This window comes from Microbacterium xanthum (assembly GCF_034531355.1).
Lineage (GTDB): Bacteria > Actinomycetota > Actinomycetes > Actinomycetales > Microbacteriaceae > Microbacterium > Microbacterium xanthum.
Genome location: NZ_JAWHUE010000002.1, coordinates 330804 through 355279, shown reverse-complemented (window position 1 = coordinate 355279; position 24476 = coordinate 330804). Strand labels below are relative to the sequence as shown.

The following is a 24476-nucleotide window of genomic DNA, read 5'->3' as shown; positions in this document are numbered from 1 at the left end:
TGGCCGCTCTTCCGCGCCCCGAATAGCGTGAGAGCAACCTGATGGGAGCGAATACATGGGCGTGGTTTCTCTCGAGAAGATCCTCGGAACGGCATTCACCGAGCGGTACGGCGTGCCGGCGGTGAACATCTTCAACGACCTCACGATGGAGGGGGTCCTCGCCGGCGCCGTCGAAGCGCGATCGCCGGTCATCGTGCAGACCTCGGTCAAGACGGTACGGAGCATCGGCGCGCCGGTCCTCGCCGCGATGTGGCGGACGATGACCGACGGGATCGAGGTTCCGGTGTGCCTTCACCTGGACCACTGCCCCGATCGCGAGGTGGTCACGGAGTGCCTCCGCAACGGCTGGAACTCGGTGCTGTTCGATGCGTCCGAGATGCCGGTCGCCGAGAATCTGCGGCAGACGATCGAGGTGGTCGCGGAAGCTCGCGAGTACGGGGCGCACGTCGAGGGGGAGATCGAGTCGATCACCGGCGTCGAGGACGGGCACGGTTCCGACGAGGAGGCGGCGCGACAGGCCCTCGATGTGTGCCTCGATTTCATCGACCGCTCAGGCGTCGACGTGTTCGCACCGTCGATCGGAAACGCCCACGGCTCGTACAAGGCTGCGCCGGTGCTGGACTATCAGCGGGTGGAGGACATCGTCACGGCCCGGTCCATCCCGATCGCGCTGCACGGCGGCAGCGGCTTGAGCCTGGAACAATTCCACGCACTCATCGCCCGGGGGTGCGCCAAGGTGAACATCTCCACGGCATTGAAGGAGACGTACATGAAGTCGTCTCTGCAGTTCCTCGAAGGTGCACGCGAGCGCGACAAGTGGGATCCGCCTTCGCTGTTCTCCGCCACCCGCGAGGAGGTCGTCGATCTGGTCGTCGGGCTCGCCAAGGACTTCGGTTCCGCGGGGAAGGCGGCCTGAGGTGCCCGCACTCATCTTCGACTGCGACGGAGTCCTGGCCGACACCGAACGCGACGGACACCTCCCCGCCTTCAACGCCACCTTCGCGCACTTCGGGGTCCCTTTGGAGTGGGATGTCCCCACCTACGCCGAGAAGGTGAAAATCGGCGGCGGCAAGGAGCGCATGCGGTCGGTGCTCACCCCGGCGTTCGTGGCCGCCGCGGGGCTTCCCTCCGAGGAGCCCGCGCAGTCGACGCTGCTCGCAGACTGGCATCGTGAGAAGACCACACGGTACACGCGCCTGATCGAAAACGGTGCTGTACCGGCCCGCCCCGGCGTCGCACGGCTCGTCCGCGAAGCCCACGAGGCGGGGTGGAAGCTCGCGGTCGCCTCGACATCGGCGCAGCCCTCGGTGGAAGCGGTGCTCCGGCACGCCGTCGGCGACGAGATGGCCCGGGTGTTCCGCGTCTTCGCGGGGGACGTGGTTCCGAAGAAGAAGCCCGCCCCGGACATCTACCAGCTGGCCGTGCGCGAACTCGCCGTCAGCCCGGACGACGCCGTGGTCGTCGAAGACAGCGGCATCGGGTTGCGCGCGGCCCGCGCTGCCGGGCTCCGGACCATCGTCACCATCAGTGGCTTCACCGCGGGGGACGACTTCTCCGGCGCGTCACTCGTCGTCGACTCGCTCGGTTGCGATCGCACCCCGACCCACGTGATCGACGATCCTCTGGACGTGTTCCACGGCGATCGCGTCGACCTGCACACCCTCGACCGTGTCTTGACCCACCCCACCCACCCCTGAGCGCCAGCGGCTCCGACACCCGAGCCACCGGCACCCGACCTTTCAACGAAGGAGTTGAATCCACAATGACAACACTGCTCAACGACCCGAAAGACTTCCCCCGGCAACTGGCCGAGGGATTCGTCGAGGCAAACCCGCAGTACGTGCGCGCGGTCTTCGGCGGCGTGGTCCGGGCGACGCGATCGCGTCCCGGGAAGGTCGCCGTGATCTCCGGCGGTGGCACGGGGCACTACCCCGCATTCACCGGTTGGGTGGGTCAGGGCCTCTTGGACGGCGTGGTGACCGGGAACATCTTCTCGTCACCGAGCGCATCGCAGGCGGTCAGCGTCGCACGTGCCGCCGATCAGGGCGGGGGCGTGTTCATCGCCCACCTGAACTACGCCGGCGACGTCCTCCACTTCGGCCAGGCGGCCGAGCGTCTCCGCGCGGAAGACGTCGAAGTCGCCACCGCGGTCGTCACCGACGACGTCGCGTCGGCGCCGGCGGCCACTCCGCAGATGCGCCGCGGGATCGCCGGGGGCCTGCCGGTGTTCAAGATAACCAGCGCAGCGGCCGAAGCGGGCCTGTCTCTCGACGAGGTCGTCGAGGTGTTCCACCATGCGAACAACCGCGTGATGACCTTCGGCGTCGCCTTCTCTGGATGCACCCTGCCGGGCGCAGACCACCCGCTGTTCGAGGTCCCGAAAGGACAGATCGGCGTGGGGTTGGGCGTGCACGGCGAGCCGGGTATCTACGAGACCGAGCTCGGGACAGCGGATGACGTCGCCGCACTCCTGGTCGATCGGCTCCTCGAGGAGCGACCCACCGACGGCTCCCGGGTGGTGGCGATGCTCAACGGCCTGGGCTCGGCGAAGTACGAGGAGCTGTTCGTCACCTACACAGCCGTGGCCAATCGACTGCGTGATGCCGGTGTCGACATCGCCGAAGGCGAAGTGGGCGAATTCATGACATCTCTGGACATGGGTGGGGTCTCGCTCACGCTGGTCTGGCTCGATGAGACGCTGGAGCCCTACTACTTCGCCGAGTGCGACACACCCGCGTACAGGCGACGCACACCGATGGCCGAGCCCCTCCCCAGCGATGTGGTGTTCAACACCGAGGCGGAGCAACTGGTGGTCAGCCGCGTCGCGAGCGAGGAGTCACGTGTGACGGCGGGGATCGTCACCGAGGGACTGACCTTGATCAGCCAAGCGATCGAGGCGAACGCGATCGCCTTGGGTGACCTCGACGCGATCGCCGGCGACGGCGACCACGGCATCGGCATGACGCGCGGTTCCGCTGCGGCAGCCAAAGCCGCGCGTGAGCTCTTCGAGCAGGGAGCGGGTGCCCAGACCGTGCTGGTCGGCGCCGGTGACCGCTGGTCGGAGAACGCCGGAGGTGCGTCCGGCGCGCTGTGGGGTGCCGCACTGACCGCGGCCGGCAACGTGCTCGGCGACACCGCACGGGTCGACCGCGACCGTCAGGCCCAGGCTCTCGCTGCACTCGTCGAGGCGATCAAGCGCCTCGGCGGCGGAAGCGTCGGAGACAAGACGATGCTCGACGCGATGGTCCCGTTCGCCGACGCGTTCGCCGCGGCCGTCGCCGACGGCGCATCCACCGCCGAGGCATGGACGACGGCGGCCGACGTCGCGGAAGCCGCCGCCACCGCCACGGCTGACCTGTCGCCGCGCCTCGGTCGCGCGCGGGTGCTGTCGGATCGCTCCGTCGGCCACCCCGACCCCGGTGCGGTGTCGTTCGCCTTGGCGGCGAAGACCATGGCCGGCGTCGTGCAGGCATCCCGTACCGAACAGACCGTCTGAGCTTTCGCTCGCAAGGAGGAAGACACCATGGCAATCCCCGGAATCCGCGGCATGGAGCACATCGGCTTCACCGTCCCCGACATCGATGAAGCGTGCGATTTCTTCATCGACGTGCTCGGCGCGGAAGAGCTGTTCGTCGCCGCCACCGACTTCCGAAACGACGACACCGATTGGATGACCGAGCACCTGCGGGTGCATCCGCGCTCGGTCATCAAGGAGTTCCGCTATCTGCGCCTCGGCAACGGCAGCAACCTGGAGATCTTCCAGTACGACGCACCGGACCAGGCCGCGACACCGCCGAAGAACAGTGACATCGGCGGACACCACCTCGCCTTCTATGTCGACGACATCGACGAAGCGATCGCCTACCTGCGCGAGCAGGGTGTCGAAGTCCTCGGGGAACCGACCAGCTACACCGAGGGGCCCAACCTGGGCTTGACCTGGTGCTACTTCATGGCCCCGTGGGGGATGCAGCTCGAGGTGGTCTCGGCGCCGAACGGCACCGTCGTGGACGATGAGGCGAAGGCGGCCGGGACGACACGACTGTTCCACCCGGCGAAGGTCGACGAGACCAAGCAGTGATCGGCCTGCCCGAACCGTTCGACGCGTGAGAGCGTCGGCATGGCGCTGATCGCGCGAATCGTGCCCGGCGGGCACCTGACGGTCGTTCCTCGTGAACGTCCCGTCCCGGTGCCCACCGGGCACGACCTCGTGGTGCGAGTCGATGCGATGGGCCTCAATCCTGTCGATCTCAAGCGCGCAGCGGCAGAACCCGCCGGCGTCGTACCCGGGTTCGATGCGACCGGGCAGGTTGTCGGCCGAGGTCCGAACGCGGGTTCCTTCGATCTCGGTGATCGCGTCTTCTATGCCGGCACCCTCGACCGTGACGGCGCCGCTCAACCTCACCACCTCGTCGATGAGCGCCTTTGCGGGCGCGCACCACGAGGCTGGTCGGCCGTGGACACCGCGGGGCTGCCCTTGACGATGATCACGGCGTGGGAAGCACTGCACGACCAGCTCCGGTGGGATTCATCCACGCGCGGCACGCTGCTGATGGTCGGCGGTGCGGGAGGTGTCGGCACGGCTGTGATCCAGCTCGCGCGCGCGACCCTCCCCCACGTGCGAGTGATCGCGACCGCCGCACGACGGGAGTCGTCCGCGTGGGCTCGGCGCTTCGGTGCACACGACATCGTCGATCATGCGTCTGCGCTGGCCCCGCAGGTTCGCCGGATCGCCCCGAAAGGCGTGGACGCCGTCATCTCGACGGCCTCCCGCGGACGCGTCGACGACCTCGCCGTGTGCCTCGCGCCGTTCGGTCACGTCGTCGGCGTCGATCGGGGCCCCATCGACGTGACACCGCTGAAGCCCTTGAGCGGGACGTGGCACTGGGTCTTCATGTTCACCAAGGCGGTCCCGGACTGGAACGGCCCCGGCACCCCTCACGCCGAGATCCTCGCCCGGGTCGCCGCGCTCGCGGAAACCGGTGCGTTGCGTTCACCCACGCGGCACGTCTACCCGCGCCTGTCGCCGGACACTCTCTCGGCCGCACTCACCCGAGTCGGCGCCGGCCACGGGGTCGGCAAGACCGTCATCCGGGGATCGTGACCGGCGCAGTCGTCCGGACGAACTCCGCCGCACGGTCGGCGATCGACTGCGCATCCAGATTGCACCCCACGATGACGTCGCGGTACGGACCGCTCGAGATGAAACGGTGCGGTGCGCCGATGACCTGCAGCGGCACGGGACACCGCTCGGCGAGCAGTTCGGCGACCGCGCCACCCAACCCCCCACGCACATAGTGCTCCTCGACGGTGACGACCCGCCGGGTGCGGCGCGCCGCCTCGACGACGAGGTCATGGTCGAGAGGTTCCAACATGGACAGCGCGAGGTGTTCCACGTCGATGCCCTGCTTCTGCAAAGAGAGAACGGCGTCGATGACCTCGGCGGTGATGTGCCCGGAGCTGATCACGGTGAGGTCGTCCCCCCGCGAGAGCGTCCGCCCCCGCCCCCACCGGAAGCTGCCCGCCTCGTAGAGATCGGGGACGGTCCCGGCGCCCAATCGAAGATAGACCGGTCCTTCATGAGCGATCATCGCCGCGACCGCATCTTCGATCTCCCCGCAATCGGCGGGTGTGATCACGGCGATACCAGGGATCAGGCGCGCGAGCGCGCAGTCCTCCAGGGAGTGGTGGGTCGGTCCGAGCGGCGAATAGCTCAGTCCCGCGTTGCGGCCGACGATCTTCACGTTCTGGCGCATGTACCCGATGTCGTTCCGGAACATCTCGAAGTTCCTCGCGGTGACGAACGGCGCGATCGCGCAGAGCACCGGAATCCTGCCGGCCGTGGCAAGGCCGGCAGCGAGGCCCGTCGCGGCCTGCTCCATGATTCCGACTTCGAGGTAACGTTCCGGAAATTCATCCCGCATACCCCCCAACCCGGAACTCAGACCGGAGTCGACCGAGATCGCCACGACGTCGTCGTTCTCCCGTGCGATGCGGTGGACGGCGGCTCCGAAAGCCTTGCGCGGGTCACGGCCGGTCATGCGACACGCTCACGTCCGAGCGAGACCAGGCGTCGGTCGAGTTCCAGGAAGGCCTCCCCCAGCTCCTCCCGGCTCGGTGTCCAATAGTGAGAGCCCACCGTGCCCGCCAGCCGAGCCAGGCCTTCACCCTTGACGGTGTGTGCGACGATGGCGGTCGGGGCGGAGTCGTCGACACGGGCGCGACCGAGCGCGTCGAGGATCTGTCGATGGTCGTGGCCGTCGATCTCCTGCACCGCCCATCCGAATGCGCGCATCTTGTCGGCGATGGGTTCCATCCCCATAATGCGCTCAGCCTCCCCGCTGATCTGGAGTCCGTTGACATCGATGATCGCTGTGAGGTTGCCGAGGCGATGATGCGCAGCCATCGCGAACGCCTCCCAGTTCGACCCTTCGGCCAGCTCACCGTCGCCGAGCAGGACGAATGTGCGCCAGGGCTCGACCGCTGTCCGAGCTGCCACGGCCATCCCCGCGGCGATGGCGGTGCCGTGTCCGAGCGCCCCGGTGTTCGCTTCGACACCCGGCAGCTTCTTCATGTCGGGATGCCCCGGCAAGACGGTTCCGAATGCCCCGTAGGTGTCGAGCACTTCTGCCGGGAAGTAGTCGAACAGGGCCAGGACCGCGTACTGGGCGAGTGCCTTGTGGCCGGCGGACAAGAGGAATCGATCCCGTCCCGTCCACCCCGGATTCGCCGGGTCGTGACGAAGCACCCTCGCATACAGCGCCGTAACGATGTCGATGCACGAGTAAGCGCCGCCGAGATGTCCGGAGCCGCCGGCATCGAGCATCCGCAGCACGTTCCGACGCGCTCGCGTCGCGAGGATCCTCAACTCGATGTCCTCGGCAGTGCTCACGTCGACCGTGTTCACGCCGATGCCGACCGTCGTTCGAACGCCGCGATGGCCGAGACCTTCGGACCGCTCCGACTCTCGGGATCGAATTCGCACTCGAGGTACCGCGCCAACAGGGCCTTCGCGACTTCCACCCCCAACGTCTGCGCGCCCATGGAGATCAGGTTGGCGTTGTTGCTGAGCTGCGCACGTTCCGCCGAGTAGATATCCGAAACGAGCGCACAGTAAGCACCGGGTACCTTGTTGGCCGCGATCGAGACGCCGATACCGGTTCCGCACAGGAGCACCCCGCGGTCGTAGTCGCCCGCGGCAACGGCGGTGGCGACGTCGGTGGCGACGTGTGCGTAGACGGGGTCCGTGGCGCCGAGGTCGGCGGCGGTGTGGCCGCGGGCCTCGGCGACGGCCATGAGAGCTTCCTTGAGGTCTGTCGCGTTCGGATCCGAACCGAAGGCGATGCGCATCGTGCCAGGCATGGGGCTCCCTCTCTGTCGCCTCATCGCGACCCGTTATGGTCACCTCAGTCAAGCGTCGGACGCGGTGGCCGACCATTGGAGGATTCCCGTATCGCCGTGGGGAATGCCCCTACCCCCCTTCCCGGGCGTCGCGCGAAGCTTAGGCGAAGACCGGGGCGCGGGGGATGTCGATCGTGAAGGTGGTGGTTCCGTCGCCGCTGTCGACGAGGACTTCGCCACCGTGCGCGTCGGCGGTCGCGGCCACCACGGTCAGGCCGAGACCGAAGCCCTGGATCGCCCGCGACATCGCGCCTGGCGCGCGGTAGAAGCGGTCGTACAGCCGAGCCTGCTCGGCTGCGGCGATGTCGGGCCCCCGGTTGGAGACCTCCACCCGCACGCGTTCGTCGTCGACGGCGACGTTCACCTCGATCGGCGCGTCCGGGTCGCCGAACTTGACCGCATTCACGATGAGTTCGCGCACCGCCTGGCTCATGCGCGCACCGTCGATCTCGGCGGACGCCTCGTGCGGCGCCGACACCGCGATGCGGCCGCCCGCATCCGGCATCTTCTCCTCGACGGCGTGCACCGCCCGCGCGACGAGCCCTGCCACGTCGACCCCGCCGACGTGGAGCGGCGTGTCGGATTCGGCGGCGGCGAGCATCTCGCGGACGCGGTCCATCAGGTCGGCGCTTCGCCGGCGCACCACGTCGAGGTACTCGCGCTGCTTCACCGCCCCGGGGTCGGTCTCCTCTTCGAGCAGGTCGAGGAACCCGAGGATGCCGGTCATCGGCGTCTTCAGCTCGTGCGAAACCGTCTCGAGGAACTGTTCTCGCAGCTCTGCGGCCTGGGCGATCTCGGTGACGTCGTAGACGACGAGCACGGTTCCGAGCAGCTCGCCGTCGTCGCGGCGCACCTGCCGCGACGACGCGACGAGGGCCACCTGGCGTCCGGGCGGGCCGATCCAGGCGATACCGTCGTCGAGTTCTTCGCCGCGCAGGGCTCGGGGCACGATCTGGTCGTCGGGTGGAATGGGGGTCACCCGGTCGGCGGCGAGGATCGCGGGGCCGTGGTACGGGGGCCGGGAGATGTCGATGCCGGCGAGGTCCGCGAAGCGCCCGGCGTGGGCGTTGGAGGCCACGAGCGACCCGCTCGCATCGAAGTGGACGATGCCGGCGTTGACGGTGTTGAGCACATTCGCGAGCAGGATCTCACCGTCGCGCGAGGCTTGCAGCGCTTCGCGCGTGGCTCGCGCGGTCCCCCGCAGGCGCTGCGCGGCGAGCATCGTCACAACCCCGATGCCGACGCTGAGGACCGGAAGCCCCAGAACGTTGAACCATTGCAGCGCGGTCTCGGGCGGGGCCTGATCGAGCAGGTACGGCAACAGCGTGATGAACGCCGAACCGAGCACGGCGGCGAAGATCGCGTACCAGGCGAACCCGTACGAGAACCAGAGGATCGGGAACAGGGAGAGACCCCCGACCCACCCGAAGGTCGAGAGCATCTCGACCCGGAGGCAGGCGACGGCGACCATGTCGATCGCCGGCACGAGCGCGAGCCACCCCGTGGGCAGACGCTCCCACGGCACGGCCACCGCCGCGACGCTCGCGACGACGACCAGCGCGAACCCGGCGACGACCAGGCCGAGCGAGAACAGGGCCGGGGCCGCGACGCCGGCCGCGACGACGAGGTAGAGCACCGCGAGGAGGAACGGCAGCTGCCCGCGGAGCGCCGCCCGCATGCGCCATCGCACGTCACGGTCGTCGGGAGCCCACGGCATGGGATAACTCTGTCGTGAAACATCTCGTTTTCACAGCGCCGACAGGCCGAACCGGCGAACCCCGTCGAATCGAGCGATCAGCGGATGCGGTCGCGCAGCGCCTGCTCCGACGTCTCGCGGTCGACGAGCACGGCGCGAGCACGATCGCGTGCGTCGGCGACGTTCCACAGCAGGACGCCGATCGGTGCGCCGGTCTCGTCGCGGTAGTAGACCACGGCCCGATCGTCGCCGAGGTCGACGGTCAACGGGTCCTTCGTCGCATCGACGGTGCCCACCGCCTCCCACCGGGTGCCGAAGACCTGCGAGTAGAAGTACGGCGTGTGCGTGTAGGGCGTCTCCTCCCCCGCCATCGACCGGCCGACCGCTTCACCCATCTCGTTGGCGTTGTCGACGTGCTCGACGCGCGTGCGTCCGAGGATGGGGTCGGGGTAGGCCGCGATGTCGCCGGCGGCCCAGATCGAACGGTCACTGGTGATGAGGTGCTCGTCGACCAGGACGCCGTCGTCGAGGGCGAGTTCGGCGTCGGCGGCGAGACCGACGACGGGGTCGGCGCCCAGACCGACGACGACCGCGTCTGCGACGCGCTCCTCACCGTCGTCGAGGACCGCGTGCAGGACGTTGCCCTCGGCGCGGATCTCTTCGACCCGACGCCCGGGCACCAGCTGCACGCCCCCGTCGGTGAACATCGCCTGGTAGCGCTCGGCGAGGGCGGGCGGGAACTGCGAAGCACCGAGGGTGGCGTCGGGGAAGATCAGCTCGGTGTCGACGCCGTTCTGCGCGAGCGCTGCGGCGATCTCGGTGCCGATGTAGCCGCCGCCGACGACGAGGATGCGCCCGCCGCGGGCGGCGAGCTCGCGCAGGCGCCGGTAGTCCTCTGCGGAGCGGAAGGCCAGCACCCGGTCGTCCCCGTCCGGTGCGGGGATCGTCCGCGGGGCCGATCCCGTCGCGAGCAGCAGCCGGCGATACCCGACGACGCCGCCGTCGGCGGTCTCGACGGTCCGCCCGAAGCGATCGATGCGGGTGACGAGCGTGTCGACCCGCAGCTCGGCACCGGTGTCGGCGACGGTGTTCAGGGGCACCTGGTCCCACGTGAAGTCCGGGTCGGTCCACAGTTTCTTCGACAGCGCCGGCCGCGTGTAGGGCTCGTCGGAGTCGGCGCTGAGGATGCCGATGGTGCCGGCGGTGTCGCGCTCTCGGATGCCGCGGGCCGCGGCGTCGGCGACCATTCCGCCGCCGACGATGAGGTAATCGAACGTCGCGATGTCTTCACTCATCGAGAACCTCCTCAGATCGTGGCGACCGAGCCGGAGTCGACCCGGTAGTTCGAGCCGTTGACGAACGACGCCTGCGCGGAGCACAGGAAGGCGATGACGGCGGCGACCTCGGCCGGCTCGCCCCGGCGCTTGAGCTCCATGTAGGGCCGCTCCTCGTCGAGGAACGACGTGATGGCCTCGTCGAAGGACGTGCCGAGTTCCGCGGAGCGCTTCTCCATCATCGCGTCGGTCATGGGCGTGTGGATGAAGGCGGGCGAGACCGCGTTCACGAGCAGTCCCTCGCGGGCGTAAGAGCGGGACAGGCCCTTCGCGAGCGCCAGGATCCCCGCCTTGGCGGCGCAGTAGGGAAGCTCGTCGTCGTAGGGCTGCACGGCGTCTTCCGAGGCGAGGAGGATGAGGCGCCCCCACCCGCCGGTGCGCAGGTCGGGCAGGAATTCGCGCACAAGGCGGACAGGACCGTGCAGGTCGACGTCGATGGTCTTCACCCACCCGTCGTCGTCGATCTCGTGGAACAGACCCTGCGCGCCGGTGATGCCGGCGGACTGCACGAGGATGTCGATGGCGCCGACGGCCGCGGCGGTCTTGCGGTGCAGCTCGGCGAGGTCGGCGGTGTCGGTGACGTCGGCGGCGAACGCGAACAGGCGGCCGTCCGGGGCGTCGAGCTTCGCGGCGGCTTCGTCGAGGGCGTCCTGGTCCTTGTCGCTCAGGACGACGGTCACCCCTTCGTCGAGGAGGAGTCGTGCGGTCTCCCAGCCGATGCCGGAGTCCCCGCCGGTGATGAGGGCCTTCTTGCCGGTGATTCCGAGGTCCATGTCAGTTCCCTTCGTCAGTGGTGTGCGGTGGATGAGGGGTCGTGTCGGCGCCCGAAGGTGTGGACGGGGCGCCCCGCGGCGGTGGTGCGGATGCGCAGGATCGAGCCGCTCCGGGGCGAGTCGACGAGGTCTGCTTCGGTGAGGTTCTCGCGCGCGGTGCCGACCAGAAGGTCCTTGCGCTCGGGACCGGCGAAGGCGACGGAGGTGACATTCGGTGCCGGCATCGGCACGCGAGCGATCACGTCGCCCTCCGGAGACCAGCAGAGCACTTCGCCCCCGCCGTACACCCCGTTCCAGAACCGGCCGTCGGTGTCGCGGACGAGACCGTCGGAGGCGTGGCCGACCAGGAACGGCCGCAGCTCCCCGAGAGGCTGGGCCCCGTCACGATAGGGCGCACGGTAGACCGTCGACGTCGAGGTGTCGGTGACGAACATCTCCGAGCCGTCATCGGCCCACTCGAACCCGTTGGCGACGCCGAACCCGCCGCGGAGGATGTCGATCCGCCCCTGCTCGTCGACGAGGTACAGGCCGGCGTCGGGATCGCCGACGGTGACGTCCATCGCTCCGACGACGAACCGTCCGTACGGGTCGACCTTTCCCTCGTTGAACCGTATTCCGTCGTGCGCATGTTCCACGCGGGCGAGCTCGTCTCGAAGCTCGCCGTCGGCCCCGAGGAGCACGACGCGGTCCTTCAACGCGGCGACGTACCCGCCGTCGGCGGCGGGTTGGACGGCGCTGACGGGGGCGGGAAGCGCGACGACGCGGTCGTCGGATCCGTCGACCGCCCCGGCCAGGCGACCGCGGTGCAGCGTGCCGGCGGTGATGTCCACCCACACGACCTCGCCGGTGCGGTCATCCCAGAAGATGCTCTCCACCAGCACCGATCGCAGGTCGCGGAACACCTCCACATCGCTTTCGATCTCAGCGGTCACCGAGCACCTCCGCGGGGACCAGCTGCTCCATCGTGAGCGCGGCGTTGATGAGTGCGAGGTGGCTGAGGGCTTGCGGAAGGTTCCCCCAGAACGCTCCGTCGTGCTCGGAGATCATCTCGGCGTAGATGCCGACGTCGCTGCCGCGTGTGACGAGGTCGTCCATCGCGGCGAGCGCCTCCTCGTGACGACCGACGCACGCGAGCGCGCCGGCGCGCCAGAAGGCGCACGCGACGAAGGTGTGCTCCTCATGGTCCATGCCGGTGTAGCGATACAGCAGCGGTCCGGCACCGAGTTCTTCGGTGAGCCGATCGATGGTGCGCGACATGCGCTCGCCCCGGTCGAACCCGCTTTCGGCGTGCAGCAGCACGGAGGCGTCGAGGTCGGTGGTGCCCGGATGCATCACGTAGGCGCCTGCTTCGTCCGACCAGCCGTGCTGGTGCACCCACTCCTCGATGCGGGCCATCTCTCCCCGCCACCGCTCGGGGGTGCCGGGGATCACGCCGAGCTCGGCCAGGTGGACAGCGTCTCGGAGCGCCTGCCAGCATCCCATCTTCGAGGACGTGTAGTGCTGCAGGTCCCCCAGTTCCCACATGCCCGAGTCGGGGTTGCGCCACAGGTCGCACGTGCGGTCGGCCATGTTCGCCAGCAGGCGTCCGGTGTCGGTGTCGAGCACGTTCCCGGTGTCGACGTAGGTGCGGCAGATCGAGAAGAGGTCGCCGTAGACGCCGAGCTGCAGCTGGTCGTTCGCCGGGTTGCCGGCCACGACGGGTCCGATCCCGCGCCAGCCGTCGACGTCGAACTCCCGCGTGCCGTCGATGAGTCCGCCCCGCAGGTCGTACATGACGTGCAGATCGGGACCGTGTTCGCGGATGGTGCGCACCAGCCACGAGATCGACGCGTGGGTCTCCTCCCGAAGCCCGAACCGCACGAGCGCTCGAGCGGTGTAGGCGAGATCGCGCACCCAGGCCAGCCGATACTCCCAGTTCTTTCCGCCGCGCGGGTTCTCGGGCAGCGAGGTGGTGGCCGCTGCCGCGATCGCGCCGGTGGGGGCGTAGACGAGCAGCTTCAGGGCGAGGGCGCTGCGCTGCACGTGCGGTGCCCACGGACCGTCGTACCCGAACTCCCGCGACCACAGCCGCCACTGGTCGATGGTGCGGTCGATGCCGCGCTGGACGTTGGCGGGGACCGGGAAGTGCAGGGGCTCGGCGTCGGTGGCCGAGATCACCAGCAGGTGGCGCGAGTCCTCCGAGGTGGTGAAGCGTCCCGAGACCGACGGTCGACCGTCGATCTCGTCGGCATCGGACTCGCCGTGCTCCTCACCGTCGACGGCGAGCGAGGTGGCTCCGACGCGCAGGATGCGCCGATCGCCGACGTGCTCGATCCAGGGTCCCGCGGTCTGCAGTCGCGTGCCGGGGGTCACGGCCCACGCGAACTCGACCGTGCCGGAGACCCCCTCGATGCGTCGCGCCAGCTCCGCCCAGGGCAACCGCCCTGCGACGCCGGTGACCATCGTGTCGGTCACACGGGCCCGACCCGCCGCCGTCGTGAAGGTGGTGACGAGCACGTTGGTGTCGGCGACGTAGCGGCGGGTGACGGTGTACTCGTCGACGGGCTCGAGATCGATGCATCCGCCGGTCTCGTCATCGAGCAGTCGCGCGAAGACGGGTGTCGAGTCGAGGTTGGGCAACGGCATCCAGTCGACTCGCCCGTTGCGGCCGACCAGCGCGACGGTGCGTCCGTCGCCGATCGGCGCGTACGTGCGCAGGTCGGCGCCGGGGGCGGAGGCGTCGCGGGTCGTGGCGGGCATGGCCCCACGGTAGGAACCGTCCCTCGCCGGCGGCGGAGGGTTGCGTCCTCGTCGTCTTCGGGGTACACGCCGGCCGGCGGGCCGGACCTGACGCGACCGCGAAAAGTAGCAATGAATGGCCGTTCCGGCAACCCCGGTCACGGCGTCGGATTCGCGTCCTAGCGTCTCATCCGTCCATTCCTCACGAAAGGGAGGCTCCCATGGCCGATTCCACCCAGACGAAGAACAAGCGCCGTCCTGCCCGCGGCGGCTCGGGCGCCGGACTGACCGACGAGCAGAACGCCGAGAGCGGCTTCACCGCGTCGAAGCAGCTCAGCGAGAGCATGCAGAAGGTGATGGTCGACCTCATCGAGCTGTCGCTGCAGGGCAAGCAGGCGCACTGGAACGTCGTGGGCAAGAACTTCCGCGACACCCACCTGCAGCTGGACGAGATCATCGATGCCGCGCGGGAGTTCACCGACACGATCGCCGAGCGGATGCGGGCCCTTCACGCATTGCCCGACGGCCGCAGCGACGTGATCGCCGAGACCACCACGCTGCCGGAGTTCCCGCAGGGCGAGATCGACACCGCCGAGGTCGTCGACCTCATGACCGAGCGTCTCGAGGCCGTGACCGGCACCGTGCGCGAGGTGCACGACGGCATCGACGACGAGGACCCCACGAGCGCGGACCTGCTCCACGAGGTCCTCGAACGGCTCGAGCAGCTGGCCTGGATGGTCAGCGCCGAGAACCGCGTTCCCAAGAAGCGCTGACCGCGCCCTGCTGCTCCCCTCATCCGCACACCCACGAGGAGGACTTGCGATGACGAACATGTACACGATGCAGGACCCGACCACCCAGTTCCCCCGCCCGCCGTTCCCGCCGCAGCAGCAGAGCGCGCCGGGCACGATCCACGACATGGACCCGGCACCGGACCATGGCGAGACCAGCTACGTCGGCACGGGGCGCCTGCCCGGCCGCAAGGCGCTGGTCACCGGCGCCGACTCCGGCATCGGGCGCGCGATCGCCATCGCCTACGCCCGGGAGGGCGCGGATGTGGCGCTGAGCTATCTCCCCGAAGAGCAGACGCAGGCCGAGGAGGTCGCCGCGCTCATCGAGAAGGAGGGGCGCAAGGCCGTCCTCCTCCCCGGCGACCTCCAGGACGAGCAGACGAACGTCGACGTGGTCGCGAAAACGGTCGACGAGCTCGGCGGCATCGACATCCTCGTGATCAACGCCGGCGCGATGCCGACCGTGGACAGCATCGACGACTTCGAGACGCACACGCTCGATCACGTCATGAAGGCGAACATCTATCCGCTGTTCTGGCTGACCAAGGCCGCCAGCCCGCACCTCCCGCCCGGGGCCGCGGTGATCACGACCTCGAGCGAGCAGGGCTTCCAGCCTTCGCCGTCGCTGGCCGAGTACGCCGTGTCGAAGGCCGGGATCGCGAACTGGACCCGAGCCCTGGCCGCACAGCTGATCGAGCGGGGAATCCGTGTGAACGGCGTGGCCCCCGGTCCGATCTGGACCCCGTTGCAGCCGGCGTACGTGCCGAACGAGAAGATCGAGCACTTCGGCGAGCAGACCCCGATGGGTCGCGCCGGACAGCCGGTGGAGCTCGCCCCGGCGTTCGTCTTCCTCGCCTCGCAGGAGTCGAGTTATGTGGTGGGCGAGACGATCGCCGTCACGGGCGGCGTCCCCATCCACTGAGCCCACCCCTCAGAACGAAGGCCCCGCTGCGGCGGGGCCTTCGTCGTGCGATGCGGCCGGATCTCGGGCGGTCAGTCGATGGCGGCGAAGAACTGACGCATCGTCTCGTCGGGCCGATCGCGCTGCGGTGAGTGCCCGGCACCGGCGACCACCGACATCGACACGAGGGGGTTGGCGCACACCTCGTCGGCGAGCGCTCCGGTGAAGATCGACCACACGGCGGGATCGGCTCCGATGATGTGCGTGGGGACGTCGAGCGTGCGCGCGGGGCCCGAGACGTCCCAGCCGGGGTTCTGCGCGGCGGTCTGCTCGACCGCCCACCGGCTCACCTGTGCCGTGGACAGCGCCTTCAGCTCGACGTCGTTCTCGTGCCAGTGCGGATTGCGCGCGCGGACGGCATCCACGGTTCCGTCGGCGAATGCCTCTTCCTGGCTGGCGCGGACGGTGTCGCGCTGCTCGTCGGTCAGGCGGAGGCCGGGGTCGATCAGGACGAGGCGGCGCGCCCAGCCCGGATGCTGCGCAGCCGCCAGCGTCACGGCCGCGCCACCCAGCGAGTGCCCGACGGCCAGGTCCCACGGCGCCCCGCCCCGGCGCGATCGGGTTGCGGCGACATCGGCGGCGTACGCCTCGAGCGTGTAATCAAGAGCACGCGGCGCCGTGCCGTGTCCGCGCAGGTCGACGGCCGTCGCGCACCATCCGGCCTCGGCGAGCGCGACGCCGAAGCGCCACATGAGGGCGCCGTTGGATCCGAGCCCATGCACCAGAAGGGCGTGGCGGGGCGCGTCGGGGTCGCCCCACTCGAGTCGGGGCAGTCGGACGATCGAGGTCATGGGAGCCATCGTAGGACGCGGTCACGATCGCCCCGGCTGTCAAGCCCGGACGCTGCGAGGACCGGGTCTGGTGTCCTGGATGTCCGACACCCTCGCCGAACCGACACGAGAGGAGAACATGATGTCATCGATCGAGAAGATGTGGTCCTCCCACCCGCAGGTGGACGCGGGCGAGGCGAGCGAGCTGGTGCGCCGGTGCGCCGAAGCGGCGGCCGAGTGCGCCCAGGTGTGCACGGCGTGCGCCGATGCGTGCCTCGGTGAGGACATGGTCGCCGACCTCGTCGGGTGCATCCGCATGAACAGCGACTGCGCCGACGTCTGCGCGACGACCGCGCGGATCCTCACCCGCCAGACACAGCCCGACCTCGCGACGGTCCGCGCCGTCCTCGAGGCCTGCCGAGCAGCGTGCGGCGCCTGCGCGACGGAGTGCGAGAGCCACGCCGACATGCACGACCACTGCCGCGTGTGCGCCGAGACGTGCCGCCGCTGCGAGCAGGCCTGCGCCGAGCTCCTCGCGTCGCTGTGAGAGAACCCGCGTAACGAATCCCCCTCCCCTGCATCTCTTGAATGTCCGCCTGCGGAACACACCTTCGGCACCGACGCGTGCCGCCCGTCCGAGAAAGGATCACCATGCCCGGGACCATCGAGTTCCTGACGTTCACCACCACCGCGTCGACGGCTCTGGCCGACACCGCACTGCTCCTGGCCGCCCCCGCCCTCGTGGCCGTCGTCGCCGTTCTCGCGATCGACCGTGCCGACCTGCTGCTGCTCCCGCTGGGCGTGGTGATCGTGAGCCTGCTGATGGCGGCGGTGGGCATCGCCGCGGGCCACTGGTATCCGCTGGCGATCATCGGCGCCGGCACCGGCATCGCCGTTTTCGGCGGGCAGCTGCTCGCCGCCGCGCGCAGCGTCGTCATCGAGCGACGCGCCGGCTGACGCCGGCGGCGCCGATCCACAGACCCCGGAGGCCTCGCGGGCTCGCATGGGATAGCGTGTGTCCGCACCCGCCCGCTCGGCGATCGGGGATCCCGCAGCGAACCTGGGAGTTCGCCGCACTCGCGTAACGGTTGTGGGCACCGGTGCATCACTTCATCGTCCGCACCCGGCGGACGATGATGAATCTGGGGGCAGCATGCGGGAGGACGCCGCGAGGGTTTCGGACCTCGATCTGGTGGCGGCGACGCGGGACGGGGATCGCCGTGCGTTCGGCGAGCTCTGGCAACGCCACCGGGAGGCGGCCCTGACGGTCGCGACATCGCTGTCGTCGGGATTCGACGCCGACGACCTGGTATCGGAGTCGTTCGCGCTGGTCTACCGCAGCATCATGCGCGGCGGCGGCCCGACGACCGGCTTCCGCGCCTACCTGTTCACGACCGTCCGCAACACCGCTGCGGCGTGGGGGCGCGGGCAGCGGGAGTTCGCGGACGATCAGCTCGACGCGGTCGTCGACCCGCGCACCGAGTGGGACGAGGCCGATGCCGCGCTGGATCGCTCCACGACGATGCAGGCCTTCCGGAGCCTCCCCACCCGCTGGCAGGAGGTGCTCTGGTACACCGAGATCGAGAAGCTGAAGCCCGCCGCGGTGGCGACGCTGGTGGGCATGAAGGCCAACGCGGTCTCGCAGCTGGCTTTCCGGGCTCGGGAGGGACTGCGTGACGCCTGGATCCAGGCCCACCTGCGGACCCTGTCCGCCGATTCGGAGTGCCGCTGGACCGTCGAGCGTCTCGGCTCCTACACGCGGGCCACAGCCGGCCGGCGGGACACGATGCGCATTGATGCGCACCTCGCCACGTGCGCGCAATGCATCATCGTGGCCGAGGAGGCCCGCCACGTCGGCTCGCGTCTGGCCATCGTCGTCCTCCCGCTCGTCCTCGGCTCGACGGCGGCGGGCGGATACCTGGCCACACTGCAGGGTCTGCCCGCATCGGCGCCCCTCGCCATGTCGGCGACCGGGCTGGAGGGGATGCCCGTGATGCCCGATCCCGGCTCCGCCTCGAGCGCCGCGGCGAGCCTGGCAGGCTCGGCGGGCGGAGCGGGCGGGGGCGCGGCCGCCGCGGGCGCTGCGGGGGCGGGAGGACTTCTCGCGTCGGCGAATGTCGCCATCGTCGCCGCGGTCACCGCCGCGGTGGTCGGCGTCGGCGGGATCGCCGCGGCGACGGCATCGTCCTGGATGCCGCGGACAGCCGCATCCGAGGAGGTCGTCATCGCGGCCACCGACGAGGACCGGACCGATGCGGCAGCCCACGCCGACGACGCGGCGACCGCCCCGACCCCCCTCGACACCGCGACCCCTCTTCCGACCCCCGCCGCCACCGATCCCGCAGCGGATACCGCCGCACCGACGGCGTCCGCGGTGGGGCCGACGGACACCGCGCCGGGCGGCGCGGCCGAACCCGCGGCCCCGAACCCGGGCCCGTCGACCGAGCCGCGCACCGCGAGTCCTCGACCTTCGACCCCCGCCACCCCGTCTCCGACACCGGCCCCGACGCAGACCCCGGACCCGACGGAGCCGCCGGTTCCAGAACCCGAGCCGACATCCGCCCCGACTCCCGAGCCGGAACCGACCCCCGAACCCACGCCGTCACCGGAGCCCGAGCCGACGCCGGAACCGGAGCCCGATCCGACGCCGGAACCGACCCCCGAACCGACACCGGATCCCCCGACCTTCTCGCCCGTGCACATCGCGTCGTCGAAGGCGTACTTCCCGGCGGGGTCCACGGCCCTGCACATCGACGTCGCGGTCCACGGCACGCCCGGCGCGGAGGTCGAGCTCGTCGTCGACGGCGTCGCGCGTCGCAGCGCCACCCTCGACGACCAGGGCTCGGCGATCCTCGTGTTCCGTCCGACCGTCTTGGACTTCCTCCGCAATGCGACGGTCGTGATCGACTACCCGGGCGACGGCGGGGCGAACGCCGCGTCCACGCGGGTGCGCGCCCTCCTGTCCGGCTGAGCCGGGGATCACCTTCCACATCGGGACCCTTCCGCGCAAGGGCCCGCCGATCCGGCCCGGAGAGGGCAGGGTGGGAACGTGCTTTCCGACGTCACCCCTGCCCCTCCCCCCGCCGCCGCTCGCCCGAGTCGTGGGACGGTCGCCGCTCGGCGCGGCGCCGGCATCGTCTGGGCGCGCGTCGAAGACGGCTTCCACGTCGCCAACCGCGACGGCGTCTTCCTCGGCTACCTCGATCGCGAGGCCGACGGTACGTGGCTGGTCTTCAACGGCCGCTCGACGTGCGTCGGGCGCGAGTCGGGGCTGCGCGAGGCGATGCACGCCCTGATCGCCCACTACGAGCCCGAGCCGCAGGCGGTCGCATGAGCGCCGACCTGGTCTCGCTCGTCTACGTCAGCAACGCCCGTGCAGCCCTCGGCGACCCCGAGCTGCAGCGCATCCTGACCGGAAGCCGGGAGAACAACGACCGGCTGGGGGTGACCGGGATGCTGCTGCACCGCAACGGTCGCTTCGTGCAGATCCTCGAGGGTCCCGCCGACACGGTGCACGCGCTCGTCGAGAGGATCGCGGCCGACCCGCGCCACGCCGACCTGCGGGTGCTGCTGGACGAGCCGATCGACGAGCGCCAGTTCACCGCGTGGAGCATGGGCTTCCAGCCGATCTCGACGCCGCAGTCGGAGCTGCCCGAAGGGTTCCGAGACACGTTCGACGACCTGGATGCCGCGGCCGACCGCACCCACATCATGCGCGCGATCCGCGAGATCAGCCTGTGGTTCCGTGTGCGTTCGGCCCGCCCGACACCACCGCCGGCGGCCGCGTAGCACTCAGAAGTCGAAGACGGCGGCCGGATCGCGCCACGGCAGGAGCGCATCGAAGACCACGTCGTCGCCGGACTGTGTGACGCGCACATCCATCCCGCTCGTGCCCAGCCCCGCACGGCGGGTCGCTTCCTCCGACAGGGTCCCGCGGGAGATGGCACGCACCCGCAGTCGCCCGTCGCCGGCGACGGTGAGCCGGATGAGCGCGGCGCGGGCCCCGGAGTGTTTGACCGCGTTCACGAGCGCCTCGTTGACGATGTCGACGACCCGGTCGGCGACATCGGGATCGGCCAGGGCGACCGCGGCCTTGTCGGAGGTGCGGACGGCCACCTCCATGACGGCACCCCACGCCCCGAGGATGCGTTCGATCGGTCCCGCAGCGGGCTCGGCGTCGTGGACGTATCCCGGCATGTCGGAGAACGGGTCGACGATCGGGCCTGCCTCGCCCACGACCATCGGGTCGTCCCCGTCGGCGAGCGCCACCAGCGCATCGAAGGCCTCGTCGGTGCGGCGACGGAAGTCGGCGACGTGCTGCGTTCCGGCGTCGCCCTCGGCGACCTGCGCGGCCAGCACGACGCAGCGCCCCTGAACCCGACCGTGCAGCAGGTCGACGGCCTGCCGGAGCGGGTCGATGGCACGGGCGGTCTCTTGCGCGACCTGTCGGGCCACATCGGGGATGAGGGCCTCGGACCGTCGCGCGGCCGCGCGCGCCTCATGGACCGCGTCGACGCAGAGCGCCACCACGACGGCGATGCCGGGGACGGCGACGATCGCAACGAACCCGAGGGCTCCAAGCCCCGGCAGGAGGGCGTACGCGAGCGCGCACACGGCGCCGCCGCCGAGGACCCACACGGCGAGATACAGCGGCGCCCGCAGGCGATGGCCGCGGGGCGGGATCGCCCAGCGGACGAGCGCACCGGCGGCCAGGTCGACGGCGACCACCCCGACCGCGCCGATCACGGCCACGCGCACTCCCCCGGCGGCGAGGCAGAAGGGCAGGGTGCCGGTCATGTAGAAGACCGCGACCAGCAGCCACGGCGTTGCGACGAGGCGTTCGGACAACGACCGGCGCACGTGGGGCGACGCCTCGCGGACCTCGAGGTCGGCGACGTCCGCGGCGACGTCGTGGGCGCGAGCCTTCAGGTGATGGCTCTCGGCGCGCACCTGGTCGGAGTACGACCGGACCGCGTCGAAGTCGACCGTGCCGGCGAGCATGCGTTCGCGGGCGTCGAGCAGCCCGTGAACGGTGTCGGTCAGGAGGCGTCGGGTCTCGGCGGACTGTTGGCGCGCCCGGCCCAGGCGGGACTGCAGGGTGGCCAGCGCATCGCTCAGACGTTCGGTGATCACATGGCGCGCGGCGTACTGGTCGCGCGCGACGGCGACGACCGAGAAGAGCAGCAGGGCCGAGATCAGGTTGGTCGCCACACGCGGGCCGAACGCCCCCTCGCTCGACAGGCCCCACATCTGCACGCCGAGCCAGTCGTTCAGCGGTGTGCGGATGCCGACCACGACGACGAGCGCTCCGAGCACGGTCGCCGCCCGCGCCCCCCGGTGCGACATGCGCCGTTCGGCGATGGCCGCCGGAAGGAGCAGTATCGCGAGCACGAGCCACCCGACGGCGGCCACCGCGACGGCCTTCAGGTACCCCTCGAAGCTGCCGTCGTCGAGGGTCGGGACACTGATGAAAACGGCCAGCAGCGCCGACAGTCCGGTGCTCCACCGGTTGTAGAACCCACCCGCCGAGATTGCGAGCCACCACAGCCCCAGCGCCTGCGTCACCCGGTTGCGGGCACGACGGACACCGCGCGCGGCGGCGCGCGACGAGGACAGCTCGGGGAGAGGCATTCGGGAAGGACCTTCCAAGCGATTGGTCCTACGCTAGCGAACCCACGCCGCACCGCGGCGCGAAACCGCTGCGGCACACCGTCACGCGCCCCTACGCTGGTCTGATGACCTCTGTTCGTGCCGCGGTGATCTGGAACCCCGCGAAGACCACGCGGGAAGACCTCGAGGATCCCCTGCTGCGGGTCTTCACCGCCGACGAGATCGCCTGGTTCGACACGACGGTCGAAGACCCCGGGCAGGGCGTGGCGGCGCGGGCGCTGGAGACCTCTCCGGAGGTCGTGATCGTCGCCGGCGGCGACGGGACGGTGCGGGCCGTCGCCGAGCACCTCGCGGACGTGCGCGCGGACGTCGACCTGGGGATCGTGCCGTTCGGGACGGGCAACCTGCTCGCCCGCAACCTCGACGTGCCGCTGCGACGGACCGTGGACGCCGTGGAACGCGCGGCCTCCGGCCAGGCGCGCCCCATCGACGTGGGCTGGGTCGACGTCGAGTTCACGACCGGGACCGAGCGCCATGCCTTCGTCGTGATGATCGGCTTCGGTATCGACGCGAACATGATCGCCGAGACCGACGAGTCGCTGAAGAGCAAAGCGGGCTGGCTGGCGTACGTCGAGTCGCTCGGGCGCGCCCTGCAGGCCAGCGACCTGGTGTCGTTCACCCTCACCGTCGACGACGGGCCCGGTCGTGACGAATCCGGTCACACGTTGCTGATCGGCAACTGCGGCAGTCTGCAGGGCGGTTTCTCCCTGCTGCCGGATGCCGATCCCGGCGACGGCGACCTGGACTACCTGCTGCTGAGCGCCGAGGGCCTGACGCCGTGGCTCGGGACGCTCAAGACGATGCTGTGGGACAGCGGCCTGGGCCGCATGATCCGACGGAGTGATGCGAGCGAGTCGGCGGACACCGACGATGTGACCCACGGTCGCGCGCGCCGCATCCGCGTTTCCCTCCCCTCCCCTCGGGTGTTCGAGATCGACGGTGAAGAGGTCGGTGAGGCGACCGGATTCACCGTCTCGATCCAGCCGGCCGCGTTGCGAGTTCGCTGACCCCACCTCCCGCCGGTGTCGCTACCAGATGTCGGGGCGTTTGACGAGGCCCCCGGCGCCGTCGGGATGCGGGGGTAGCGTCGCCGACACATTCCGTCGAAAGGAGCCGTCATGGGACTTGACGACAAAATCAGGAACGCCGCGGAAGACCTCCAGGGCAAGGGCAAGGAGTCGGCCGGCAAGGCCACCGACGACGAGAGCCTCGAGCACGAGGGTCAGGCTGATCAGACCAAGGCCAACCTCAAGCAGGCCGGCGAGAACGTCAAGGACGCCTTCAAGTAATCGGCGCCCACTCTCACGCTGATGCCCCCGTCCTGGCGACGGGGGCATCAGCGTGTCGGGGCGGGTGTCGGGGATGTCAGCGGCGAGCGCGCATGTCGTGACGCACACGGGCGATGACGGTGGCGAGCACGATGAGCACCACGGCGACGATCGCGGCGATGCCGGTCTCGGGCGAGTACGGCTCGGCGGTGAAGCGCGCGATGGCGACCCACGCGATCCCCCAGCTGAGGGATGCGGCGGGGGCCAGACGCCCGCCGCCCCAGAACGCGAGGGCGATGCCGATCACGGCGGCTGCGCCGAGCACGATCGCCGACCAGATCTCGGGGGCGATCCCGAAGCCCTCGAACCCGCTGGCGTAGAGGATCGCGGTGGCGTTGGCGACGGTGGCGATGATCACCCACCCGAGGTACAGCCCGATGGCTCCGTCGGCGACGATCGTCTCGACGATGTTCTTCGGCTGCGTGCGTCGCAGGATCACGAAGATCCGGCACAGGACGATCAGCAGCAGGGCGATGACGGGAAGGCTGAGGAACAGCAGGTCGGCTTGCACGACGCCGATCCAGACGGCGTTGAGGATCAGCGACGCGGCGACCCACCAGCCGATGCGCTCCTGCCGGGCGTCGTGGCGCTGACCGGGAAGGACCTGCCAGATCGCATACGCGAGCATGCCGGTGTAGATGACGCTCCAGATGCGGAAAGCGCCGGTGCCGGGTGCGATGAGCGTCGAGTCGGAGTTGAGGAACCCGCCGGCGGCCTCCTGGATCGGGGTGCCGAAGAAGGCGCCGGATCCGATGAACGCGGCGACGATGGCCAGCACGGAGCTGACCAGGATGATCACCTGCCGCGTGATCGCCTGCGTGCGGGTGCTGTGGTCGTTGCGGGTCGTCGTCGGCGAGGACACGATTACCTCCAAGGCGTTGAACGCGGTCGATTCATGAGTGCATTCCGACGGTATGCCCCGGGTGGATGCACCCGCGCGGGGGTTGCGTGCACGGCGCACCTGGACTACATCGCCCGGGCGCGGTGGACGGGATAGCGTAGGGGCCATCCTCCGTACCCGACCGAAGGAGCTCCCC

25 protein-coding genes are annotated in these 24476 nt (G+C 70.0%); 14 read left to right on the top strand and 11 right to left on the bottom strand.

What is annotated here, in order from left to right; all coding sequences use genetic code 11:
* Window positions 1–55: 55 nt before the first annotated feature.
* From RZO50_RS07295 to RZO50_RS07275, 5 genes are all read left to right on the top strand, one after another.
* On the top strand, window positions 56–916 hold the full coding sequence (locus RZO50_RS07295; protein WP_322599053.1) for a class II fructose-bisphosphate aldolase: 861 nt from the start codon (window positions 56–58) through the stop codon (window positions 914–916).
* 1 nt (window position 917) lies between these two features.
* Window positions 918–1697: an HAD-IA family hydrolase gene (locus RZO50_RS07290; protein ID WP_322599052.1), complete on the top strand. Its 780-nt coding sequence runs from the start codon at window positions 918–920 to the stop codon at window positions 1695–1697.
* Between the two features lie 65 nt (window positions 1698–1762).
* Complete coding sequence (locus RZO50_RS07285; protein WP_322599051.1) at window positions 1763–3496, top strand: dihydroxyacetone kinase family protein; 1734 nt, start codon at window positions 1763–1765, stop codon at window positions 3494–3496.
* Window positions 3497–3523: 27 nt separating this feature from the next.
* Complete coding sequence (locus tag RZO50_RS07280; RefSeq protein ID WP_322599050.1) at window positions 3524–4078, top strand: VOC family protein; 555 nt, start codon at window positions 3524–3526, stop codon at window positions 4076–4078.
* 39 nt (window positions 4079–4117) lie between these two features.
* A complete protein-coding gene (locus RZO50_RS07275) occupies window positions 4118–5101 on the top strand; it encodes a zinc-binding dehydrogenase (protein WP_322599049.1) in 984 nt (327 codons plus the stop codon).
* On the opposite strand, the gene RZO50_RS07270 is transcribed toward RZO50_RS07275, so the two are convergent.
* From RZO50_RS07270 to RZO50_RS07235, 8 genes are all read right to left on the bottom strand, one after another.
* Window positions 5085–6038 (bottom strand): transketolase family protein, encoded by a 954-nt coding sequence (locus RZO50_RS07270; protein WP_322599048.1) that lies wholly within the window; start codon window positions 6036–6038, stop codon window positions 5085–5087. The two genes, RZO50_RS07275 and RZO50_RS07270, sit on opposite strands and share 17 nt — an antisense overlap.
* Window positions 6035–6889 carry a transketolase gene (locus tag RZO50_RS07265; RefSeq protein WP_322599047.1) on the bottom strand — a complete coding sequence of 285 codons (855 nt, stop codon included), beginning with the start codon at window positions 6887–6889 and terminating at the stop codon, window positions 6035–6037. The genes RZO50_RS07270 and RZO50_RS07265 overlap by 4 nt, the downstream gene beginning before the upstream one ends.
* 11 nt (window positions 6890–6900) lie before the next feature.
* On the bottom strand, window positions 6901–7359 hold the full coding sequence (locus RZO50_RS07260) for an RpiB/LacA/LacB family sugar-phosphate isomerase (protein WP_322599046.1): 459 nt from the start codon (window positions 7357–7359) through the stop codon (window positions 6901–6903).
* 139 nt (window positions 7360–7498) lie between these two features.
* The gene (locus tag RZO50_RS07255; protein ID WP_322599045.1) at window positions 7499–9115 is read right to left on the bottom strand and encodes a sensor histidine kinase; all 1617 of its coding nucleotides are present in this window, start codon (window positions 9113–9115) and stop codon (window positions 7499–7501) included.
* A gap of 77 nt (window positions 9116–9192) precedes the next feature.
* Window positions 9193–10389, bottom strand: a complete 1197-nt coding sequence (locus tag RZO50_RS07250; RefSeq protein ID WP_322599044.1) for an NAD(P)/FAD-dependent oxidoreductase — start codon at window positions 10387–10389, stop codon at window positions 9193–9195.
* Window positions 10390–10400: 11 nt separating this feature from the next.
* Complete coding sequence (locus tag RZO50_RS07245) at window positions 10401–11201, bottom strand: SDR family NAD(P)-dependent oxidoreductase (RefSeq protein WP_322599043.1); 801 nt, start codon at window positions 11199–11201, stop codon at window positions 10401–10403.
* A 14-nt stretch (window positions 11202–11215) separates the two neighbouring features.
* Window positions 11216–12133 (bottom strand): SMP-30/gluconolactonase/LRE family protein, encoded by a 918-nt coding sequence (locus tag RZO50_RS07240; protein WP_322599042.1) that lies wholly within the window; start codon window positions 12131–12133, stop codon window positions 11216–11218.
* The gene (locus RZO50_RS07235) at window positions 12123–13940 is read right to left on the bottom strand and encodes a glycoside hydrolase family 15 protein (RefSeq protein WP_322599041.1); all 1818 of its coding nucleotides are present in this window, start codon (window positions 13938–13940) and stop codon (window positions 12123–12125) included. The genes RZO50_RS07240 and RZO50_RS07235 overlap by 11 nt, the downstream gene beginning before the upstream one ends.
* Before the next feature lie 200 nt (window positions 13941–14140).
* On the opposite strand from RZO50_RS07235, the gene RZO50_RS07230 reads away from it, so the two are divergent.
* Both RZO50_RS07230 and RZO50_RS07225 read left to right on the top strand, forming a co-directional pair.
* Complete coding sequence (locus RZO50_RS07230; RefSeq protein WP_322599040.1) at window positions 14141–14692, top strand: Dps family protein; 552 nt, start codon at window positions 14141–14143, stop codon at window positions 14690–14692.
* 49 nt (window positions 14693–14741) lie between these two features.
* A complete protein-coding gene (locus RZO50_RS07225) occupies window positions 14742–15632 on the top strand; it encodes an SDR family oxidoreductase (protein WP_322599039.1) in 891 nt (296 codons plus the stop codon).
* 71 nt (window positions 15633–15703) lie between these two features.
* Here the strand turns inward: RZO50_RS07225 and RZO50_RS07220 are convergent, their stop codons facing one another.
* Window positions 15704–16462 carry an alpha/beta fold hydrolase gene (locus RZO50_RS07220; RefSeq protein ID WP_322599038.1) on the bottom strand — a complete coding sequence of 253 codons (759 nt, stop codon included), beginning with the start codon at window positions 16460–16462 and terminating at the stop codon, window positions 15704–15706.
* A gap of 139 nt (window positions 16463–16601) precedes the next feature.
* Between RZO50_RS07220 and RZO50_RS07215 the strand changes: the two genes are divergently transcribed.
* The 5 genes from RZO50_RS07215 to RZO50_RS07195 all read left to right on the top strand — a co-directional run bounded on the left by RZO50_RS07215 (window position 16602) and on the right by RZO50_RS07195 (window position 20230).
* A complete protein-coding gene (locus RZO50_RS07215; protein WP_322599567.1) occupies window positions 16602–16988 on the top strand; it encodes a four-helix bundle copper-binding protein in 387 nt (128 codons plus the stop codon).
* Between the two features lie 104 nt (window positions 16989–17092).
* Complete coding sequence (locus RZO50_RS07210) at window positions 17093–17398, top strand: hypothetical protein (RefSeq protein WP_322599037.1); 306 nt, start codon at window positions 17093–17095, stop codon at window positions 17396–17398.
* A 196-nt stretch (window positions 17399–17594) separates the two neighbouring features.
* Window positions 17595–19412, top strand: coding sequence for a sigma-70 family RNA polymerase sigma factor (locus tag RZO50_RS07205; RefSeq protein ID WP_322599036.1), 1818 nt, complete (start codon window positions 17595–17597; stop codon window positions 19410–19412).
* 78 nt (window positions 19413–19490) lie between these two features.
* A complete protein-coding gene (locus RZO50_RS07200) occupies window positions 19491–19775 on the top strand; it encodes a hypothetical protein (RefSeq protein ID WP_322599035.1) in 285 nt (94 codons plus the stop codon).
* A complete protein-coding gene (locus RZO50_RS07195; RefSeq protein WP_322599034.1) occupies window positions 19772–20230 on the top strand; it encodes a BLUF domain-containing protein in 459 nt (152 codons plus the stop codon). The genes RZO50_RS07200 and RZO50_RS07195 overlap by 4 nt, the downstream gene beginning before the upstream one ends.
* A 3-nt stretch (window positions 20231–20233) precedes the next feature.
* On the opposite strand, the gene RZO50_RS07190 is transcribed toward RZO50_RS07195, so the two are convergent.
* Window positions 20234–22072 (bottom strand): hypothetical protein, encoded by a 1839-nt coding sequence (locus tag RZO50_RS07190; protein ID WP_322599033.1) that lies wholly within the window; start codon window positions 22070–22072, stop codon window positions 20234–20236.
* Between the two features lie 104 nt (window positions 22073–22176).
* On the opposite strand from RZO50_RS07190, the gene RZO50_RS07185 reads away from it, so the two are divergent.
* Entirely contained in the window at window positions 22177–23118 is a 942-nt protein-coding gene (locus RZO50_RS07185; RefSeq protein WP_322599032.1) for a diacylglycerol/lipid kinase family protein, read from the top strand.
* Between the two features lie 111 nt (window positions 23119–23229).
* The gene (locus RZO50_RS07180) at window positions 23230–23400 is read left to right on the top strand and encodes a CsbD family protein (RefSeq protein WP_322599031.1); all 171 of its coding nucleotides are present in this window, start codon (window positions 23230–23232) and stop codon (window positions 23398–23400) included.
* Between the two features lie 76 nt (window positions 23401–23476).
* Here RZO50_RS07180 and RZO50_RS07175 read toward each other — a convergent pair whose 3' ends face one another.
* Entirely contained in the window at window positions 23477–24301 is an 825-nt protein-coding gene (locus tag RZO50_RS07175) for a TspO/MBR family protein (RefSeq protein ID WP_322599030.1), read from the bottom strand.
* Window positions 24302–24476: the final 175 nt, after the last annotated feature.

Excerpts from the sequence above, each read along its gene's own strand:
- RZO50_RS07295 (WP_322599053.1), top strand. The coding sequence starts at position 56 with ATGGGCGTGGTTTCTCTCGAGAAGATCCTCGGAACGGCATTCACCGAG.
- RZO50_RS07285 (WP_322599051.1), top strand. The coding sequence starts at position 1,763 with ATGACAACACTGCTCAACGACCCGAAAGACTTCCCCCGGCAACTGGCC.
- RZO50_RS07280 (WP_322599050.1), top strand. The coding sequence starts at position 3,524 with ATGGCAATCCCCGGAATCCGCGGCATGGAGCACATCGGCTTCACCGTC.
- RZO50_RS07275 (WP_322599049.1), top strand. The coding sequence starts at position 4,118 with ATGGCGCTGATCGCGCGAATCGTGCCCGGCGGGCACCTGACGGTCGTT.
- RZO50_RS07270 (WP_322599048.1), bottom strand. The coding sequence starts at position 6,038 with ATGACCGGCCGTGACCCGCGCAAGGCTTTCGGAGCCGCCGTCCACCGC.
- RZO50_RS07260 (WP_322599046.1), bottom strand. The coding sequence starts at position 7,359 with ATGCCTGGCACGATGCGCATCGCCTTCGGTTCGGATCCGAACGCGACA.
- RZO50_RS07255 (WP_322599045.1), bottom strand. The coding sequence starts at position 9,115 with ATGCCGTGGGCTCCCGACGACCGTGACGTGCGATGGCGCATGCGGGCG.
- RZO50_RS07250 (WP_322599044.1), bottom strand. The coding sequence starts at position 10,389 with ATGAGTGAAGACATCGCGACGTTCGATTACCTCATCGTCGGCGGCGGA.
- RZO50_RS07245 (WP_322599043.1), bottom strand. The coding sequence starts at position 11,201 with ATGGACCTCGGAATCACCGGCAAGAAGGCCCTCATCACCGGCGGGGAC.
- RZO50_RS07235 (WP_322599041.1), bottom strand. The coding sequence starts at position 13,940 with ATGCCCGCCACGACCCGCGACGCCTCCGCCCCCGGCGCCGACCTGCGC.
- RZO50_RS07230 (WP_322599040.1), top strand. The coding sequence starts at position 14,141 with ATGGCCGATTCCACCCAGACGAAGAACAAGCGCCGTCCTGCCCGCGGC.
- RZO50_RS07225 (WP_322599039.1), top strand. The coding sequence starts at position 14,742 with ATGACGAACATGTACACGATGCAGGACCCGACCACCCAGTTCCCCCGC.
- RZO50_RS07220 (WP_322599038.1), bottom strand. The coding sequence starts at position 16,462 with ATGACCTCGATCGTCCGACTGCCCCGACTCGAGTGGGGCGACCCCGAC.
- RZO50_RS07215 (WP_322599567.1), top strand. The coding sequence starts at position 16,602 with ATGTGGTCCTCCCACCCGCAGGTGGACGCGGGCGAGGCGAGCGAGCTG.
- RZO50_RS07210 (WP_322599037.1), top strand. The coding sequence starts at position 17,093 with ATGCCCGGGACCATCGAGTTCCTGACGTTCACCACCACCGCGTCGACG.
- RZO50_RS07205 (WP_322599036.1), top strand. The coding sequence starts at position 17,595 with ATGCGGGAGGACGCCGCGAGGGTTTCGGACCTCGATCTGGTGGCGGCG.
- RZO50_RS07195 (WP_322599034.1), top strand. The coding sequence starts at position 19,772 with ATGAGCGCCGACCTGGTCTCGCTCGTCTACGTCAGCAACGCCCGTGCA.
- RZO50_RS07190 (WP_322599033.1), bottom strand. The coding sequence starts at position 22,072 with ATGCCTCTCCCCGAGCTGTCCTCGTCGCGCGCCGCCGCGCGCGGTGTC.
- RZO50_RS07185 (WP_322599032.1), top strand. The coding sequence starts at position 22,177 with ATGACCTCTGTTCGTGCCGCGGTGATCTGGAACCCCGCGAAGACCACG.
- RZO50_RS07180 (WP_322599031.1), top strand. The coding sequence starts at position 23,230 with ATGGGACTTGACGACAAAATCAGGAACGCCGCGGAAGACCTCCAGGGC.